At 59.4% G+C, this 16909-nt stretch carries 15 protein-coding genes and 4 pseudogenes; 7 read left to right on the top strand and 12 right to left on the bottom strand.

Going from position 1 to position 16909, the window contains the following annotated elements; translation table 11 throughout:
* Positions 1–698, top strand: a 698-nt coding sequence (locus tag ABRP98_RS02705; RefSeq protein WP_349857339.1) for an IS3 family transposase, incomplete at its 5' end; no start/stop codon positions are given.
* A gap of 31 nt (positions 699–729) precedes the next feature.
* Here ABRP98_RS02705 and ABRP98_RS02710 read toward each other — a convergent pair.
* Positions 730–1161, bottom strand: coding sequence for a helix-turn-helix transcriptional regulator (locus ABRP98_RS02710; protein ID WP_349857341.1), 432 nt, complete (start codon positions 1159–1161; stop codon positions 730–732).
* A 762-nt stretch (positions 1162–1923) separates the two neighbouring features.
* Between ABRP98_RS02710 and ABRP98_RS02715 the strand changes: the two genes are divergently transcribed.
* From ABRP98_RS02715 to ABRP98_RS02725, 3 genes are all read left to right on the top strand, one after another.
* Positions 1924–2130 (top strand): hypothetical protein, encoded by a 207-nt coding sequence (locus ABRP98_RS02715; protein WP_349857342.1) that lies wholly within the window; start codon positions 1924–1926, stop codon positions 2128–2130.
* Between the two features lie 22 nt (positions 2131–2152).
* The gene (locus ABRP98_RS02720; RefSeq protein WP_349857343.1) at positions 2153–3205 is read left to right on the top strand and encodes an AAA family ATPase; all 1053 of its coding nucleotides are present in this window, start codon (positions 2153–2155) and stop codon (positions 3203–3205) included.
* A gap of 352 nt (positions 3206–3557) precedes the next feature.
* Positions 3558–4418, top strand: a complete 861-nt coding sequence (locus ABRP98_RS02725) for a hypothetical protein (RefSeq protein WP_349857345.1) — start codon at positions 3558–3560, stop codon at positions 4416–4418.
* A gap of 309 nt (positions 4419–4727) precedes the next feature.
* On the opposite strand, the gene ABRP98_RS02730 is transcribed toward ABRP98_RS02725, so the two are convergent.
* The 5 genes and pseudogenes from ABRP98_RS02730 to copR all read right to left on the bottom strand — a co-directional run bounded on the left by ABRP98_RS02730 (position 4728) and on the right by copR (position 9959).
* Positions 4728–5339, bottom strand: coding sequence for a YdhK family protein (locus tag ABRP98_RS02730; protein WP_349857347.1), 612 nt, complete (start codon positions 5337–5339; stop codon positions 4728–4730).
* A gap of 47 nt (positions 5340–5386) precedes the next feature.
* Positions 5387–7620, bottom strand: a pseudogene (locus ABRP98_RS02735) (copper-translocating P-type ATPase).
* 51 nt (positions 7621–7671) lie between these two features.
* Positions 7672–7998, bottom strand: a complete 327-nt coding sequence (locus tag ABRP98_RS02740; RefSeq protein ID WP_005276120.1) for a heavy-metal-associated domain-containing protein — start codon at positions 7996–7998, stop codon at positions 7672–7674.
* Between the two features lie 114 nt (positions 7999–8112).
* On the bottom strand, positions 8113–9240 hold the full coding sequence (gene copS / locus ABRP98_RS02745) for a two-component system sensor histidine kinase CopS (RefSeq protein ID WP_349819855.1): 1128 nt from the start codon (positions 9238–9240) through the stop codon (positions 8113–8115).
* A complete protein-coding gene (gene copR / locus ABRP98_RS02750) occupies positions 9237–9959 on the bottom strand; it encodes a two-component system response regulator CopR (protein ID WP_349857349.1) in 723 nt (240 codons plus the stop codon). Before copR ends, copS begins: the two co-directional genes overlap by 4 nt.
* A gap of 404 nt (positions 9960–10363) precedes the next feature.
* On the opposite strand from copR, the gene ABRP98_RS02755 reads away from it, so the two are divergent.
* On the top strand, positions 10364–10939 hold the full coding sequence (locus tag ABRP98_RS02755; protein WP_349857351.1) for a CueP family metal-binding protein: 576 nt from the start codon (positions 10364–10366) through the stop codon (positions 10937–10939).
* A 71-nt stretch (positions 10940–11010) separates the two neighbouring features.
* Positions 11011–12492: a multicopper oxidase family protein gene (locus tag ABRP98_RS02760; RefSeq protein WP_284770859.1), complete on the top strand. Its 1482-nt coding sequence runs from the start codon at positions 11011–11013 to the stop codon at positions 12490–12492.
* Positions 12493–12612: 120 nt separating this feature from the next.
* On the opposite strand, the pseudogene ABRP98_RS02765 reads toward ABRP98_RS02760, so the two are convergent.
* From ABRP98_RS02765 to ABRP98_RS02780, 4 genes and pseudogenes are all read right to left on the bottom strand, one after another.
* Positions 12613–12696: pseudogene (locus ABRP98_RS02765) on the bottom strand (exonuclease domain-containing protein); the annotation flags it as partial.
* Between the two features lie 95 nt (positions 12697–12791).
* A pseudogene (locus tag ABRP98_RS02770) lies at positions 12792–13106 on the bottom strand (integrase core domain-containing protein).
* 134 nt (positions 13107–13240) lie between these two features.
* Positions 13241–13621: an IS3 family transposase gene (locus tag ABRP98_RS02775; protein ID WP_349857353.1), complete on the bottom strand. Its 381-nt coding sequence runs from the start codon at positions 13619–13621 to the stop codon at positions 13241–13243.
* 41 nt (positions 13622–13662) lie between these two features.
* Positions 13663–13944, bottom strand: a complete 282-nt coding sequence (locus ABRP98_RS02780) for a transposase (RefSeq protein WP_284783285.1) — start codon at positions 13942–13944, stop codon at positions 13663–13665.
* A gap of 96 nt (positions 13945–14040) precedes the next feature.
* Between ABRP98_RS02780 and ABRP98_RS02785 the strand changes: the two are divergent.
* Positions 14041–15015: pseudogene (locus ABRP98_RS02785) on the top strand (MFS transporter); the annotation flags it as partial.
* A gap of 12 nt (positions 15016–15027) precedes the next feature.
* Here ABRP98_RS02785 and ABRP98_RS02790 read toward each other — a convergent pair.
* Positions 15028–15609 (bottom strand): LURP-one-related/scramblase family protein, encoded by a 582-nt coding sequence (locus tag ABRP98_RS02790; protein WP_349857357.1) that lies wholly within the window; start codon positions 15607–15609, stop codon positions 15028–15030.
* A 28-nt stretch (positions 15610–15637) separates the two neighbouring features.
* Positions 15638–16834 carry an HNH endonuclease signature motif containing protein gene (locus ABRP98_RS02795; protein ID WP_349857359.1) on the bottom strand — a complete coding sequence of 399 codons (1197 nt, stop codon included), beginning with the start codon at positions 16832–16834 and terminating at the stop codon, positions 15638–15640.
* Positions 16835–16909 lie beyond the last annotated feature (75 nt).

Here is a 16909-nt window from a genome sequence, read left to right on the forward strand (position 1 = left end):
GAAGCACTCACATCAGCTACACTGACCAAAGCAGCATAGCTAACCCCCGACGTGTCCACTTTCCGGGGGTCAGGCCCTACAAACTCATGCGTCAGATGGGTCTTCGAGCCAAGATCCGCCAACGCAGGCCGTATGTTTCCTACGCAGGAACTATAAGCCACATCGCTGACAACAAACTCGACCGCAAATTCACCCCAGACACGCCAAACACCGTCTTTGTCAGCGACGTCACCGAGTTCAGGGTCGCAGGCCGAAAAGTGTATTTGTCACCGGTGATGGACTTGTTCGACCGCTCAATCGTTGCTCACACCGTGGCCACATCGCCGACGGCAGCGTTTACTGCCGATTCTTTGTCCAAGACGATCGCAGCCTGTGCACCGAAGCCTGGGTGGATGATGCACACCGATCAAGGATTCCAGTACCAGCATTCCTCCTGGCGTAACCTGATCGGTGACAACGGTGGTGTTCAGTCGATGTCGCGTAAAGCCAACTGCTACGACAATGCAGTAATGGAGAACTTCTTCGGGCACGTAAAGACCGAGATGTACCACGGGGAAGTCTTCGACACCGTCGAAGACTTCAACCAAGCGATCGACGAGTACATCCAGTGGTACAACACCGAACGCATCCAACAACGACTCAAGGGCCTGACCCCGATGCAATATCGGAATCAGACCCTTGAACCCCTCATCGCCTAGAATTAAACCAGTCCAACTTTCGGGGGCCAGTTCACTTTTCTTGGGTGGGGTTTTCTTGGTGTGGGGTGGTGGTGAGTTGTTTGTGTGGGGTGTTTTCTAGTGTGTGGATGGTTGTTTTGAGGGCGTCGATGGTGTCTTGTTTGGCTTGGATGAGTTGTTGGGCTTGGTGCAGTTGTTGTTCGGCGTAGTGTGCGCGTTGTTTTTCTAGTTCTAGTGCGTGCACTAGATTTTGGTGGTTTTGTGTACTGGTTGCACTGGTGGGTTCTTCGGGGGTTTTGTGTGTGATGGTGTCGAGTCTTCCGCTGTTGATGAGGTCGCCGATGGGGATGTACCAGGTGTCTTGTTTTTGCTGGGCTCGGGGGAATTCTCCGCGGGTTCTGGCGCGGGTGATGGTGGATTTGGCGACGCCGGTGAGTTTGGCTGCTTCGGCGATGGTGAGTAGTTGGTCGAGGTGGTCGTCCATGCGTGCAATGGTAGTGGTGTAGTGCGGTGCACTAGGCGCACCACGCGGTTGTATGTGGTGCACTGTGGTGGTGCACCAGGTGGTGCGGCAGGGTGTGCGGGGATGTAGGGCGTGGTGTGTAGCTGCATGCTGGGGAAATAGCGAAAGCGAACATAACACCCGTTATCGGACAAGAGTCATCTGCAGTCGGGGCAATTAGCGCGGTTACGTTTCTGGGAAAGCGGTAAAAATACCGCTTCCAAATATCCCTATAGTCTTGTTCTCCCCCCCACCCCCGTACTAGGGCACTCCATAGCAACAGTAATCATGTCCGTTGAGGGCGAATCCACCCCTAAGGGAATGCAGTATCCACCAGATCTGGATACATATGTGCTGGCAAATAGGTATTTGCACAGGTGTGGAATACGTAAACCGATACGTCACGCGGTATGGCGTGCCATACCATCCGCGTGGAATGATGTCAACACCGACTCTTGCGGGAAGGGCTGAAACCTGCGTAGGGTCGAGAGCGCAAACGAAAAATGCCCTCCCGGTTCAGCCTGCAAGCATAGACCGGGAGGGACTGACACCCCCACTGACGTGGGGAAGAAAGGACATATTACTATGCCCATGACACCACCATACCTTGTTCCAGTCCATCAGCTAGCGACAGGCGTACGCGTGCGGACTGCCCCAGATGCTCCGCGAGAGAAGAACGGTGTTCCGCAATCAAATCGATTTCTCCCAGGTTGCCTGGCATGGTCCCTGGAGATCACACTGGTCATGAGCGAGCACACTGACCGCGATGGGGCCGTAGAGCGCGAAGTGAAGCCCTCCCGAGTCACCGTATGGTCGCCAGAACGACCAGCGGTAGCACCTGATGATGTCGTAGTCTTCCAGGGCCTTATGGTCGGCGCAGTAGACGGAAACGTATTCCTGCAGGCCACAGGCGTAGAGCGCGTGGAGGAGGCTAGCGGTGAGATCCTCTAGCGGTGAAGACTTTCTCGAGCCTTTGAACACGTTCGTAGAGGGCCTCCAAGAAAAATTCCTAGACCTCCTCCCCTGGGCCATCGCGCTTATTATCACCATTATTGTGCTGCAGGCTCTAGCACCGTGGCTGTGGAGAAGAGCTTGGTATAAGGAAAATTCTGCTGCACGGCACGTTCAAGCATCACGCAAAACACTAGAAGAAGCTTTCGACCTGACCATCAATCAAGTCAGAAGAAACGGATCGATACGCATCGCCCCAGGAGAGACGTCTAGATGGCTACGGCCAGGGCTCGAAGCTGAGTTATCGCGTTTCCTGCATACTCCTATTCGTCTCACAGTGAGAGAAGGTCTAGTAACAGTAAAAACTCCGGTGAATCTTCCTTCTTCTATTCAAGGAAGACCGAAATTTTCCCCGAACTCTGGCGGCCTGGTAATCGGTGTAGACACGGTTACTGGAGCCCCAGCTGAGATCTCAATTCGCGAAAAATCGGGAATGCTCATGGCCGGAAAACCCGGTAGCGGTAAAACCGTTGCTCTTAAAACAATCAGACATGCCCTACACCCCTACGCAGATATTGTTGTCTTCGACGGAAAACGAACCAGACCAGAGGATTTCTACAGCAAGGCGCGCAAGATTCAAAGCTGTATGGAAGAACGCCTCAGCAGTGGTATGGACTATTGGACAGAGGAAAGCTGCCCGCAACTCCTCGTCCTAATCCTCGACGAAGTACAGCAATGGTTTAGCCCTGCGTCTCGGAGTAAGGCGGACAAGGAAGCTGCAGCAGAGCGCGAGGCCCTTATACGTGATCTTGTCCAACGAGGACGAAGCGCTGGCGTACTGGTCATACTAACGACGCAGCGTATGACTGCCGATGTGGTCCCAACGGGAATCCGGGACCTATGTGGTGTGAAAGCGATTGGCCGGGTGACTCGCCCGGAAGATTCTGAGTTGGTACTTGGTATACGCCCAGGCGAGGGGGATCCTAGCCCGGTTTCAGCGCACCCGGGGCAGCTTGTTGTCGACGATGAAAAAAGGCCTCTGCGCATGATCCAGGTCTACATGCCTAGAGCCTAGATAAGACCCGTTCTGGGTGTCTTCGGTAGCGGCAGAGCGGCCGGAGCCGGATCTCCCAGCGGGAGGACGCCGGCGCAGGACGCGGCGCCGCGAAAGAAAACGCCCAGAACAAGGCGTCCGATAGGGCGCCGGCCACTACCTAGAAACAGCGCATCAAAGGTTATTTCTCAGTGGCAAGGCGGCGAATGCCGCCGCGGCAGCAGGAAGGTGCCGGTGTAGTGTTACCCCGGCACCTCTGTAGCATGTATCAACCCAGCTCAGAAAGGGTATTCAGGTGAAGCACATGCGTAGCAAACGTTGTAGCAAGACTACGCAGTCCCGGTCATGGATGGTCACAATATCAGCAGAGAAAATGACTCGAAAGGAGATAGAAGAAGCACTAGACTCATACAACTACCTAGGCCAGCTCGAAGAAGGCGAAGAAGACGGATACCGCCACTGGCAGCTAATTATCGACGGCGGACAATCCCCTATTAGGTTTTCCACGCTCAAAAGAAAACTCCCAACCGCTCACTTGGAGCCTCGCAGTGGTCCAATACAACAGGCCATTAACTATGTCACCAAAAAAGAAACCCGCATCATTGATGAACCAAGGTTAGAGCACGGGACGATACGACACAGTGACGAAAAGGGGCGTCGCAAGGATGTCGAGGTAGTTCGTGAAGCAGTACTTGAAAAAGGGCTTTCTGCCGACGAGGTTCTCCTTCAAGTCCCCGAATCCAATTGCATGACCGCAATGGTAGAAAAACTCGTCGCTGCGCGAGACCGCTCCCGCCACACTAAACCCCGCCAAATAGAGGTCATCTGGCTCTACGGACCGCCCGGAACAGGGAAAACCAGTCTCGCTGTAGAGATGGGAGGCACAAGCTATTACCGGGTAACCGACTACCAGCACCCCTTCGATTCCTACTGCGGACAAGAGACGCTAATCCTGGACGAGTTCGACGGAGAAATGCGGCTTAGCATGCTCCTCAATGTCCTCGATATCTGGCCTACGATGCTCCCCGACCGCTACGCTGACCGCGTCGCCGCCTACTCCCAAGTCGTACTAGTCTCTAACGAAGAGCCTTGGTCTTTCTACTCGTGGGCCTCAGTGTCTCGGCGACAAGCTCTCGCTCGACGCATCAATACGATTATGTTTGTAGACACTAGCGGTGCTCACGACGCCACCGACCACTTAAGTAGATTCAACGAATCTACCGTAACTGTCTAGGTAACGTCTTGAGCCCCTTCCTGAGGGATGGCTCAGAGGGAGCGCCGTGCCTCTTGTCGCTGAAAACAGCGATAAAAAGGCACGTATACGAGGAAAATTAGATTCTTCGACTCTTCCGTCGGTCAGGACGTCGGTCGCTTATACGTGGCTACAGTCATTACTTCTGTAGCCCCGGCGGCATGTGTGCGTATCTCTTGGGCGTGCAGGTTCCGTGTGTGGCTGGTGTGCTGCGGCATGGTCGGCAGCGATTGATGACCGACTCTGGAGCGGGTGCCTTGTCTGGTCTCGCGGTTCAGGGTGGGTGGACTATTAGGCGGGTTGGATCTCGCTCTCGGTGACCCACTTGTGGTTGGTCATCGTCATCCCGTCGACGGTGAGATCAACCATGTAGACCGTCTCCTCGGTGGAGTAATCGATGGTGGCCTCAGCACCCTTCATGCCGGACATGTGCTCGGCATCCAGGACAACGCTCGCCCCGTCGGGCAGGGGGGCCTGACCCGGATCGACGAGCTCCTCATGGACGACCCAGCGGTGGTCGGTAACCGGGGCTCCACCCTCGGCGGGGGTGTAGCTGACCGAATAGGTCGTGGTGTCAAACGCCCCGGAAATGGTGGCGGTGGCCCCGTCCATGCCGGGCATGTGGTCAGCGGTGAGGATGACCTCGGTGCCCACCGGGTACGTGGGATCCTCGGCCTCTTCAATGCCTGCCGGCGGTGCCTCGCCGTCGGCAGGGTGGTCGTGCCCGCCGTGCTCTTCGTCGGCAGTGGTGGTGTCTTCCTGGTGGGTCTCGTTGGTCTCTGCGGTTGCCGTCGTGGTGCTGGTGGTGTCGGCATCGTCGGAGTTGTCGGTGGCGTCGCTGCAGGCGGTCAGCGCCAGGGTGGAGGTCAGTACCAAGGCGGCGAGGGTAATGCTGCGTTTCATGAGCGTTCCTTTCAAAGGTGGTGTGAGTTAGGGGTCGAGAGACAAGGTCAGTCAGTAACGGTTACGGGGGATATCGACCCACTGTGTTCCTCCTTCCCGTCGGTCGGAGCCAGGTGAGCCGGCTCCAGATCAATGCGGCGCAACAGCTGGGCGTTCAGGGCCACCACGATGGTCGAGGCAGACATCAAGATCGCGCCCACGGCCGGGGACAGCACGAACCCGATCGAGGCGAGCACTCCGGCGGCCAGCGGCACGGCGAGGATGTTGTAGCCAGAGGCCCAGATCAGGTTCTGGATCATCTTGCGGTAGCTGGCCTGGGACAGCTCAATCATCGACAGCACTGCCCGCGGGTCATCACTGGCTAGGACCACCCCGGCAGATTCCATGGCCACATCCGTGCCGGCACCGATGGCGATACCGACCTCCGCGCGGGTCAGAGCGGGGGCGTCATTGACACCGTCACCGACCATGGCCACGCTCAAACCCCGGTCCTGCAGCTGCGTGACCTTGGTGTCTTTGTCCTGAGGCAGGACCTCGGCGAAGACTTCATCAATGCCTAAGTCCTGACCGACGGCGTGAGCCACCTGCTGGGCGTCGCCGATGATCATCGCGACCTTCACCCCGCGTTCCTGCAGGGCTTTCACAGCGGCGCGGGATTCGGGGCGGATCTTGTCCTCGACGGCCACCGCACCGATGATCTGACCGTCGCGGACAATATGGAGCACACCGGCCCCACGCCCGGTCCAGGCGCTGGTGGTGTCGGTGAGCTCGGCCGGGGTGGTGAGGTTGAACTCGCGCAGCATGTTCGGCCCGCCCACGAGGATCTCAGCGCCATCGACAGTGGCCCGGATCCCCGGCCGGAGGCGGCGTTGAAACCAGTTGCACGGATTTGCCGACGGGAGGCCTCGGGATGGGCGGCCGCGGCCGCCACGATGGCGCGGGCCACGGGGTGCTCGCTGTCGGCCTCCGCAGCGGCGGCCAGGGCCAGCAGCTCGCCCTCGGTGACGCCGACAGCTGCCGCGACACCGGTGACCGCGTGCGCACCCTCGGTCAGGGTGCCGGTTTTGTCGAAGAGCACCACGTCGATGGTGCGCATCCGCTCGAGCGCCATCCGGTCCTTGATGAGCACCCCGGATTTCGCGGCCCGCTCGCTGGAGATCGCAATGACCAGCGGAATCGCCAGGCCCAGGGCATGCGGGCAGGCGATGACCAGCACCGTGACCGTGCGCACCACGGCATCGTCCGGGCTGCCGATGATGGTCCACACCACCGCGGTGATCAGAGCGGAGATCAGCGCGAACCAGAACAACAACGCCGCCGCCCGATCTGCCAGGGCCTGGGCCCGGGAGGAGGACTCCTGGGCGTCGGCAACCATGCGTTGGATCCCGGCCAGGGCGGTGTCCCCACCGGTAGCCTCCACCCGGATGCGGACGGTGTTGTCGGTGGCCACGGTACCGGCGACCACCTTGTCACCGGTGTCGCGGAAGACGGGACGGGATTCGCCGGTGAGCATCGCCTCATCGAATTCGGCGGCTCCGTCGAGGATGGTTCCGTCGGCCGGCACCCGGGCACCGGCCCTCACCAGCACGACGTCGTCGACGACCAGCTCGGAGATGGTCACGGTGTGGGTGGTCCCGTCGATGACTTTCTCGGCCTCATCCGGCAGCAGGGCAGCCAGCGCGTCAAGCGCGGAGGACGCGGCCCCGAGAGCGCGCATCTCCAGCCAGTGGCCCAGCAGCATGATGGTCACCAGCAGGGCCAGCTCCCACCAGAAGTCCAGGTCAAAACCACCCAGCCCCAGAGTGGTGACCCAGGAGGCGACAAACGCCACGGTGATGGCCATGGCGATCAGGAGCATCATCCCGGGTTGGCGAGATTTCAGTTCTTTCCATCCGCCCTTGAGGAAAGGCGTTCCGCCGTAGACGAAGATGATCGTGCCCAGCACCGGGGGGATCCAGGTGGATCCGGGGAATGCCGGGAGGTGGTAGCCAAGCAGGTGGGCGACCATGGGGCTGAAAATAACGACGGGAATGGACAAAATCAGCGACCACCAGAAGCGGTCCCGAAACATTGCGGTGCTGTGTCCGGCGTGTTCGCTGTGACCATGAACGTGGTGGTCTTCGTCCGGGGCGGAATGCGGGTGATCGTGGGGCATTGCCTGGCCGTGGGTGTCGGCATCTGCGTGGTGTTCTTGGCTGGCATGATCCGGGTGGTGGGTGTGGTCTGTTTCCGGAGCGGGGTGATCACCATGGTGATCACCCGAATGGTGGGGAGTGCTCATGACGTTCCTTTCGCTCAACCCGGTCGGGGTCGAGATGATGGGTAAAACTGATCAGGATAAGACGGTGTAGCCAGCCTCCTCGATGGCCCGGCGAACCATCTCCGGAGGTACGACACCGGTGACCGTGACGGTGGAAACTCCACCAGCAGCGAGATCAATCTGGACGTCGTCGACCTGGGGGAGGGCCTGAAGGGCCTGGGTCACGCTTTTCGCGCAGTGCCCGCAGGTCAGGCCGGTGACCTGGTAGCTAGGGGAGGACCCTCCTGCTGACGAGTCGCTGGCGGCAGGGATGGAGGCGGTGTCGGCACGTGAGGCAGGTCCGCAACAGCTGCAGCCGTGGGAGGCCATCGGCAAGAGGCGGGGCGGGGAGGTGATCATGGGAAAGCTCCTACGAGTCGGTGGGATGCGGCGATGCCACTCTCTAGCATATACCCCCCAGGGGTATATTTTCAATGGGTGGAGGGCGCGGATCTCACGCGGGGCAGGGTGTGGTCACCGAGCAGCCTCCTCACTGTCGGGAGGGGACAGCGGGAGGCGGAGGGCAAACACCGCTCCGCGACCGGGTCCGGGGGAGGTGGCGGTGAGAGTGCCGCCGTGGGCCTCGATCAATGCCTTGGAGATGGTCAGACCGATACCGGCCCCGCCGTCGTCCCGGCTGCGGGCGGCATCCCCCCGGTAGAAGCGTTCGAAGATGTATCTGAGCTGGTCAGGCGGGATGCCCTCGCCGTCATCGGCGACGTGGATGAGTGCGGTGGACGCCCCCTGTCGGTGGACGCTGATCCGGACCTGCCCGCCGGCCGGGGTGTGTCGTAGCGCGTTCGAAAGGAGATTGCTCATCACCTGGCCGAAGCGTTGCCGGTCCACGAGCACCCGGGCGGTGTCCGTAATGGTCTCGACCTGTAAATCGACGCCTTTGTCAGCATAAGCCTCCCCCGCGGCAGCAGCGGCGGTATGGAGCAGATCCCCGAGCCCTTCCTCCGCCAGGTCCAAATCGATCCGGTGTTCCTGGGCCCGGGAGACATCGTCAATGTCTTCCATCAACCGGGTCAGGCGGGTGAGTTGGTCAGCCATGATCGTGTGGGTGGCATTATTCCAGTCCACGACCCCGTCCTGGAGACCATCGAGGTAGACCGTAAGCACCGATAAGGGGGTGCCCATTTCGTGGGCCAGATCAGAGAGCATCTGGCGGCGGACCTGTTCGGTGTGTTCCAGCCGATCGGCCATGGTGTTGAAGGCATGCGCCAGGGTGGTGACCTCGGGGCCTGCTTTTCCGGCGGGCACGCGGATACGGGAGTTGCCGGCCGTCAGGCTGGTAGCGGCGCGGGTGAGATCCTGCAGGGGGGTGCGCAGACGACGCGATAACCACAGGCTGGCAAGCAGGGCGCTGATCAAGGCGGTGGGCAGGGCGACGGCCAGGGTGATCAGGTTGGCGCCCCGGTAGGCCTGCTCGGCATGGAACAGCTCCAGCGAGGGGTCCTCCCGGCCGGTCATCAACATATGATCATGGAACAGGGTCGGACCCACCATCGTGGCCACGGCCGCGGCCACCAGCAGGCTAATCACCACGACCAACACCTGGGCGGCCAGGAAGCGGAAGGTCAGGCCGGGTCCGTGATTCATGGCTGCTCCACCCGGTAGCCCACGCCACGCACGGTGTCGATAAACCCCCGGCCCTGGGTGTCGGTGCCGAGCTTGCGACGCAAGTTGCCGATGTGGACATCGACGATGCGTTCATCACCGACCCAGGTGGTGTCCCAGACCTCGGTGACCAGGTCGTGGCGGGTCAGCACCTGGCCGGGGCGCAGGGCCAGGGCAACCAGCAGCTCGAACTCCGTGCGGGTGAGCTCCACGGTCGTCTCCCCCACCCGCACCTGATGGGCGACGGGGTCAAGGATGAGGTCACCAACGATCAAGGGGGTGGTCACCTGCGGTGGGGTGGTGCTGGTGCGCGGGCGGCGCAGCACCGCATACACCCGGGTCACCAGTTCCCGGATGCTAAAAGGTTTGGTGATGTAGTCATCCGCCCCCAAGGTCAAACCGCTGATCTTGTCGTCCTCGCTGCCACGCGCGGTGAGCATGAGGATGTAGCAGTCCGAGAAGGTGCGGATCCGTCGGCACACCTCCAGGCCGTCGAGTTCGGGCAGCCCCAGATCCAGCACCACAACATCAGGGGAAAAGCGACGAGCCTCGTCCACGGCCTGGGTGCCGGTGTGAGCCTGGCGGGTATCGAAGCCGGCCCTGATGAGGTAGGAGGCCACCATCTGAGCCAGGGGTTGTTCATCATCGACGACCAGCACCCGCCCCGGGGGCGTGGCGGTGGTCGGTGTGCGGTCAGCCATAGGCCCCAGTATTGCTCCGGTCAGGGGGGAATACCACCCTCGCTCAGTGCCCGGCGGGGCAATCTTCATCAAATCTTCAAACATCACCCTTCGACTGCCGTCACCCTTGTGCCCCACCCCGGGCCGGTGGCATCGCCTCCCCTGGTCGGTTCAGCAGGCGCCACCAGGGATTTCACTGCCTGCACCGCATACCCGGGGCGGGTAGAAGGACATCGCCCACGGCTGTGGGGTGGTGTCCCGGTGGTGACCCAGCCCACCGAATCCACCCCCTTTTCGCCCTGTTATAAGGCTGTGAGCAGGGCTTTTGATTTCTAGTCCGTCAGGCACCCGTGCTAGATAAAGGTATGACATCGACCTTGAGGCGGTGTCTTCTCACGGTCTTACCACGATCCAAGGAGATTGACGTGAAACGAGCAGCGATCGCAGCCGCCGCCCTTGCCCTCGCCCTCACGGGGTGTTCGGCCGCCGACCCGGAACCCACCGCCGACGGGACGGTGTCCCGGGATACATTCCTGACTACCCATGGCCTGGCCGCCATGGACGCGGTGGAGATCATTGATCACCTCGACCGGCAGAAGGTCACTGAGCGTCCCACGGATCTGATCGCTTCAGTGCGTGCCGATGAACTGCTGCTCTCGAGCGATGAACAGGAAGTCGTGGTCGATCTTCCCGACAATCAGACGTATGTCTCGATCGCGCCCTATCTCACCTCCACCCACGACTGCTTCTACCACAGCCTCACGACCTGCCTGGGGGAACTCGACAATGAGGATATCCAGATCACGATCACCGATGAGGCGACCGGTGAGGTGCTGGTGGACGAGGCGACAACCACCTTCGACAACGGGTTTATTGGCTTCTGGCTTCCCGATGATGCCACCGGCCTGATTGAGGTCAGCTACCAGGGGCGTACCGGCACCGCGGAGTTTTCCACCGCCGACGATGGTGCCACCTGTGTCACAGACCTGCACCTGACGTGATGGCTCAGCAGGGTCCTCACCTGCGCCTGTCTCCCGTGTCACTGAAATCTAACACCAAGGAAGGTTAAATCATGATGAACGGATTTTCCCGACGACAGTTTCTGCTCGGCGGGCTCGTCCTCGCCGGCACCGGGGCCGTGGCCGCCTGCACCAGCGACCCTGGACCCGCTGCCTCGGCACCAGGTTCCTCTCTTCGCCCCACTCCCACCCCCACTGCGCTCGGTGAGCCGACGGTGCGCCGGACACTGACCGCCCGGCCCCTCTCTCTGGATATCGGCGGCATCGAAGCCAAGACGTGGGGATACGTCTCTGACACCGGGGATGCGGCCATTGAGGCCACCGCCGGCGACGTCCTCCAGGTCGATATCACCAATGAACTTCCTGAGAGCACCTCCATCCACTGGCATGGTATCGCACTCCACAACGCAGCCGACGGTGTGCCCGGCATGACCCAGGACCCCATTGAACCTGGCGAGTCTTTCTCCTATGTTTTTGAAGTCCCCCACAGTGGCACCTACTTCTACCATTCCCACTCCGGCCTGCAGCTTGATCGCGGCCTCCACGCCCCACTGATCGTCCGTGACCCGCAAGACGCTGAGGACCAGGACGTCGAGTGGACCATCGTGCTCGACGACTGGGTCGATGGCATTCAGGGCACTCCCGACGATGAGCTCGACAAGCTCACCGGAATGGGTTCAGGCGACCATAACGGGAAGAAGGGAATGGGAGGTCACGGCCAGATGATGCACGGCACCCCGGACCGGGTACTGGGCGGGGATGCCGGCGATGTGATGTATCCGCACTACCTCATCAACGGACGTATCCCCCGTGCTCACCGGACCTTCGAGGCTCGCCCGGGCGACAAGGCCCGCCTGCGGTTTATCAACTCCGGCGGTGACACCATCTTCAAGGTGGCCCTCGGTGGTCACCGCATGACCGTCACCCACACCGACGGCTTCCCCGTCCAGCCTCGGGAGACCGAATCGATCTACCTGTCGATGGGCGAGCGTGTCGACGTCGAGGTCATCCTCGGCGACGGCATCTTCCCGCTCACGGCTTTGGCGGTGGGTAAGGACGACCGCGCCTTCGCCGTCATCCGCACCGCCGGCGGCCAGGCCCCCCACCCCGATGTCGACTTCCCCGAGTTGTCGTCCACCGGACTGCTTCTGTCCTCCCTGAAGCCAGCAGACCGTGCACTCCTGCCCGAGGACACACCAGACCGAGAAGTCAGTATCGACCTGGGCGGGCAGATGATGCCGTATGAATGGAGCATTCTCACCGACGGCCAATCCTCCTCCGCGACCGTGCAGGAGGGCCAGCGCCTGCGGATGGTCATGCGCAACAGAACCATGATGCCCCATCCCATGCACATCCACGGCCACACGTGGGCGCTGCCCGGCAGCGGCGGACTACGCAAGGACACCGTCCTTCTCCGCCACGGTGAAACCATGATCGCCGACCTGATCGCTGACAACCCCGGTGAGTGGGCATTTCACTGCCATAACGCCTATCACATGGAAACCGGGATGCTCAGCTCGCTTCGCTACGAGTAACCCCCACAGCAGGGTTGAGTGCCGAGGTGGGCGGGGTGTCCCCCGAGTAGTGGACACGGCTTTGGTGTCAGGGTTGAGCAATGTGTGCCAGGAGTCGACGGGATTGAAGTATGCGTCAGCGCGCACGGCAGCAAGTTCAATGATGCGGTCGTAGCGCTTGTTAAAGCCGGTGGTTTCGGTATCAATGACCGCAAAGACCGACATGCCCGCCTAAACGCTATCGAACACTGCAAACAAGGTGGATTTCTGTGGATAGCCACACTGGCCCCGTGCGGGTTGTCCATGGGCCGGGCTGGTTTTTAAGACCGGGCGGTTTGAGTGCCTTCCTGGGTGTGGTGCCATTGGTTGGCGTACTCAGTCGGCGGGATAAACCCTAGGCTCGAATGAGGATGATAGGTATTATAGCGCTTCGACCACAGTCGCAGGCAACGCGACGCATGGGCGGGGTCGTCGAACATCTCGTCCTCTCACAGCTCGTCGCGTAGCCGGTTGTGGAAGGACTCCACAAACCCGTTATGCCATGGCATTCCCGGTGGGATGAACGCCTCGACAGTGTCTTGCTTAGCAGCCCAACTAGCCAGCTCACGGCTGATGAACTCCGGGCCGTTATCCATACGTAACACCCGAGGTCTGCCACGCACAGCAGCTCACGTTCTCCAGCAGGTCAATCACCGCAGTAGCAGTAATTGACCGAGCGACCTCGAAACCAACATGCTCACGGGTAAACTCGTTGATCACGTTGCGGATCTTAAAAGGCTTTGCCCTGGTAGTCGCTATCGAACTGGAAGTCCAGTGCCCACACGTGCCCCGGACATGTCGCTGGCTGCGTACGCGGCGTTGGCACAGGCAAGCACCGTTGCTTACCAGCTTTGCAAGCACAAGCCCGCAAACCCTCCTGGCGCCACAGCCGGCGCACCACATCACGGCCACAGGTAAAACCAGCCTGCCGGGCTTTCACCCAAGCACGGCGATAGCCCCAGCGTCGGTGCTCACCAGCGAAAGTGACGAGCCACCTGCGTAGAGCAGCGTACTTATCCACGCTGGGCTGCTGGTGGCGTGTGCGGGCGTTGTAGTACGCCGCTCTAGATACCCCGACCACGCGACAGGCAAAGCGCACCGAATAGCCCACGGATACAGCGTAATCAATGGCTTCATATTTGCGTGCCGGGGTCAGAATTTTCCCTCCGCAAGCTCCTTTAGTAGCGCTTTTTCCAACTCGGCTTCTCCGAGTAGGCGGGTAAGCTTGGCGTTTTCTTCCTGCAGTTCTTTAAAGCGGCGGGGTTTACTGCGGGACATCTCGCCGTACTGCTTGACCCAGCGACGGTAGGTTGCCTCGCTAACACCGAGGTCGCGGCAGACTTCGGCTAAGGTACTACCCGAGGCCTTCATGGATCGGGCTTTATCAAGTTTGGCCACGATCTGCTCAGGAGTGTGTTTTGAAAACTTCTTCATGATTATCAGTCTTCCTGCCCAACAAGGGGCTGTCACGGAAGACACGATCAAACCACATGGTCTATTTAATCCAGCCCAGACCAATTCAGCAGCTATCGAATAGCAATTTCTGTTCTCTTATTGGATCTGCTGGGCCTATTAGCAATGACAGCCTTTCCAGAGCCGTTGATCCTCATTTTTGGAAACCTCGTCACCGCATGCTTAAGCGGACTGTCGATTCCAGCCATTTTCACTATCGTTGACTCCCAAGTCAGTGAAGGCCGGCAAGCGAAAGCCTTCTCCCTCTTGGATACCGCGCGCCTTGGCGGCGGATTCCTTGGGCCACTGCTGGGAGGATTACTTCTTGACCAAAGAAACGTGCAGACTGCACTCTTTGTTGAAGCTTGCGCCGTGGCGGTTTCGTTACTTGTCTTTTTTATCCTCTACAAATCCACGTCCCAGGACAATTCAGCTCAGCTAAGACCAAAGGAATCGTCACCGAGCTTTTTCCAAAAGGTACTCGAGGCTCCTTCTCTCTTATTGAAAAATAGACGTTCTCGCTCCGCACTAACCAGCATTTGGGGAGCAATCATTTGCACCTCGATTTTCAACATTGCGCTTGTCTTCTATGTGACCAGTACCCTCCAAGCGAGCGGTACGGTATATGCAATCATCGCCCAGGCTTTCATCGTGGGCCGCATCTTTGGCGCACGATTTTCAGCCCATCTCAGCGCACACAATGCCGAGAAGGCCCTGACCGGAGCCGGCGTCGCCATGGGGTGTTTTATTGCTTTACCCGGTCTAATTCCCTCCTTGTGGCTCTGTATTCCATGCTTCTTCCTTGGCGGAGTATGCAATGCCGTTCAGGTGGCTGCACTGCGAATCATCGTTGTTGGAACCGTACCTGATGGGGTTAAGCCCAAAGCCCTTTCTACGATGGGATCGATAAATAGCTCTGCAATGCTTATTGGATACATCATTGGGGCGCCAATCGTAAGTGCCATCGGCCCAGCCGCGGCACTGGCCGTATCCGGAATTGGAACCTCGGTGCTCACAGTAGGACCAGTCCTGAAACACCGTTTGCAACAATGACCATGCGCGCACCTAGTTGCTGTTTTTCTGTTTCTTCGCGCGCAGCATATCCATGCTCATTACGGCGCCAATGATGGCGGCGTGTTGTTGCTCGTTGAGGCCTGGCACGATGCGCAGGAGATACGTGTTTTTACCCATGAAGTAGTTGCCCATGCCGGTCCATTTATTGGAGACATCGGCAAGCTGGCGATCCTGGGAGGTGATGGTGAGATTCCAGTCCCAGAAATCGCCGTGTACTTCGACATCGGCAAAGCCCTCCATCGTTAGTTCCATCTTGGTTTTGAACATGGAGAAACGCTTGGTGATAACGGCCATGGGCTGTTCAATTCCCGGCAGGTGCACCTCGTAGGTATCCCGCAGAAGATTCGGCGGATCCGAAATCGTCATGACTGTTTGTTGGGGGTTGCCTTCGGCATCCGTGAGCGCGACCTCCAAGCTCCGGGAGGGTTTAAACACCATCTCCTTAAGGCTGGTGGATTGCACAATGGTGCCCACTGGGGTCCCGTTGACATCAGAAATCATGAATCGATCCTTGAGGAGGGACTTGGTCTGGGAAATAACCAGCTCGTTGAGCGTGAATAAGTTTTGCATCATGCCAGCCAATGTATGGCAGTGGGCGTTTTTAATCCTCCTCCCTAGGGGTGGTTTTTGCTTCTTCCTGTGCTTGGTGGGCCTCCTCGTAGGCTCGCGCGCGGTGGGCGGTCATGGTTTGTGCAAAAGTTTGCACCCAATTCTTATTCTTTTCTGCCAGTGGGCCGGAAGGCTCGGTGACGGTCCAGGTGCCGTCTTCGAAGAGCCAAATAATGTCCCGGGTGTGTGGGTCCATGACGTAGAAGACGCGGCCATCGGTCTTTATGTTGTGGTGGTGCTGGCACAGGCAGGCAAGGTTTGCGGGAGTCGTCGGCCCGCCATCCGCGTGGTTGATGCGGTGATCCTTCTGGCACACCGTGGCAGGGCGGTTGCAGCCTGGGTAGCGGCAGGTGCCGTCGAATCCTTCGAGGTAGGCTGCCATATCCGGCGGGGTTACGTATCCCTTTACCTCTTTATCCGGGTTCATTTCCCGGATCTTGGAGTAGGGTAGCGCGTTGGAGCGCGCTGGGTCGAGCCACCCAACGGATTCAATGAATGCGGGGGAGTTGGGGACATCGGTTGCCTTGTAGGCATTCAGGATGACCTGGGGCGCTTCGGTATTGCCGGTGAGGAGGGAAATGGCGGCATCGGCAAGCGAGCAATCCAGCTTGAGCGCAGTCTCCTTGATGCACTTATCTACGCACGCCATCACCGAAGGCTCCGCGCTCAGCGTCATCGCCGCGGTATTGTTTCCCCAATTTTCCATGGTGTAGCGCGGCTGGGTCGGTCCCTTTTTGACCGCAAGGGTGTCATCTTCGAGGTTGATGAGCTCATTGATCTTTCTTTTAATCTGCGCTTGCGTCCGCATGGACTGGTTGGCGCGGGTGGGAGTGAGGTAGGCGGTGAGCTGCTCATCGATGCGCGCGACTACCTCCGGGGTCGGGTTGCCCAGGCGGTTAAGGGATTTATTGATGGCAATGAGGCGGTCTAAATCTAAGTGATAGAGCTCGTGTTGCAGCTCTTTTAGCTGTGGGAGCTCTTCCAGGCGGTACAGGGCCATCAGGATATGGCCGATTCGCCCTTCATTAACTCCGGTGGTGCGGTAGAGGGATTGGGTGACTAATTCGAAATCAGAATCGAGATCGGGGATCTGTTCAGTCCAGAACTCGTATTCAGTCTTCCGCATTTCAAAAGCTAAGCGTGTAGTGGGGTCTTTGGTGTTGGTCGTGGAAAAGTAGGGATCTTCCATGGCGCTTAAAACCTAAATTTGTTGTGTGAACATCTGTACGAAAAACACTATAGAACACCCGCCGGACATTTGCCT

It is taken from the genome of Corynebacterium sp. KPL2838, assembly GCF_040225455.1.
In the GTDB taxonomy this organism is placed as follows: domain Bacteria; phylum Actinomycetota; class Actinomycetes; order Mycobacteriales; family Mycobacteriaceae; genus Corynebacterium; species Corynebacterium rhinophilum.

What these genes read in the sequence shown, in the direction of transcription:
- ABRP98_RS02710 (WP_349857341.1), bottom strand. Translation starts at nt 1,161, where the DNA reads ATGGACGACCACCTCGACCAACTACTCACCATCGCCGAAGCAGCCAAA.
- ABRP98_RS02715 (WP_349857342.1), top strand. Translation starts at nt 1,924, where the DNA reads ATGAGCGAGCACACTGACCGCGATGGGGCCGTAGAGCGCGAAGTGAAG.
- ABRP98_RS02725 (WP_349857345.1), top strand. Translation starts at nt 3,558, where the DNA reads ATGACTCGAAAGGAGATAGAAGAAGCACTAGACTCATACAACTACCTA.
- ABRP98_RS02730 (WP_349857347.1), bottom strand. Translation starts at nt 5,339, where the DNA reads ATGAAACGCAGCATTACCCTCGCCGCCTTGGTACTGACCTCCACCCTG.
- ABRP98_RS02740 (WP_005276120.1), bottom strand. Translation starts at nt 7,998, where the DNA reads ATGATCACCTCCCCGCCCCGCCTCTTGCCGATGGCCTCCCACGGCTGC.
- copS (WP_349819855.1), bottom strand. Translation starts at nt 9,240, where the DNA reads ATGAATCACGGACCCGGCCTGACCTTCCGCTTCCTGGCCGCCCAGGTG.
- copR (WP_349857349.1), bottom strand. Translation starts at nt 9,959, where the DNA reads ATGGCTGACCGCACACCGACCACCGCCACGCCCCCGGGGCGGGTGCTG.
- ABRP98_RS02760 (WP_284770859.1), top strand. Translation starts at nt 11,011, where the DNA reads ATGATGAACGGATTTTCCCGACGACAGTTTCTGCTCGGCGGGCTCGTC.
- ABRP98_RS02780 (WP_284783285.1), bottom strand. Translation starts at nt 13,944, where the DNA reads ATGAAGAAGTTTTCAAAACACACTCCTGAGCAGATCGTGGCCAAACTT.
- ABRP98_RS02790 (WP_349857357.1), bottom strand. Translation starts at nt 15,609, where the DNA reads ATGATGCAAAACTTATTCACGCTCAACGAGCTGGTTATTTCCCAGACC.
- ABRP98_RS02795 (WP_349857359.1), bottom strand. Translation starts at nt 16,834, where the DNA reads ATGGAAGATCCCTACTTTTCCACGACCAACACCAAAGACCCCACTACA.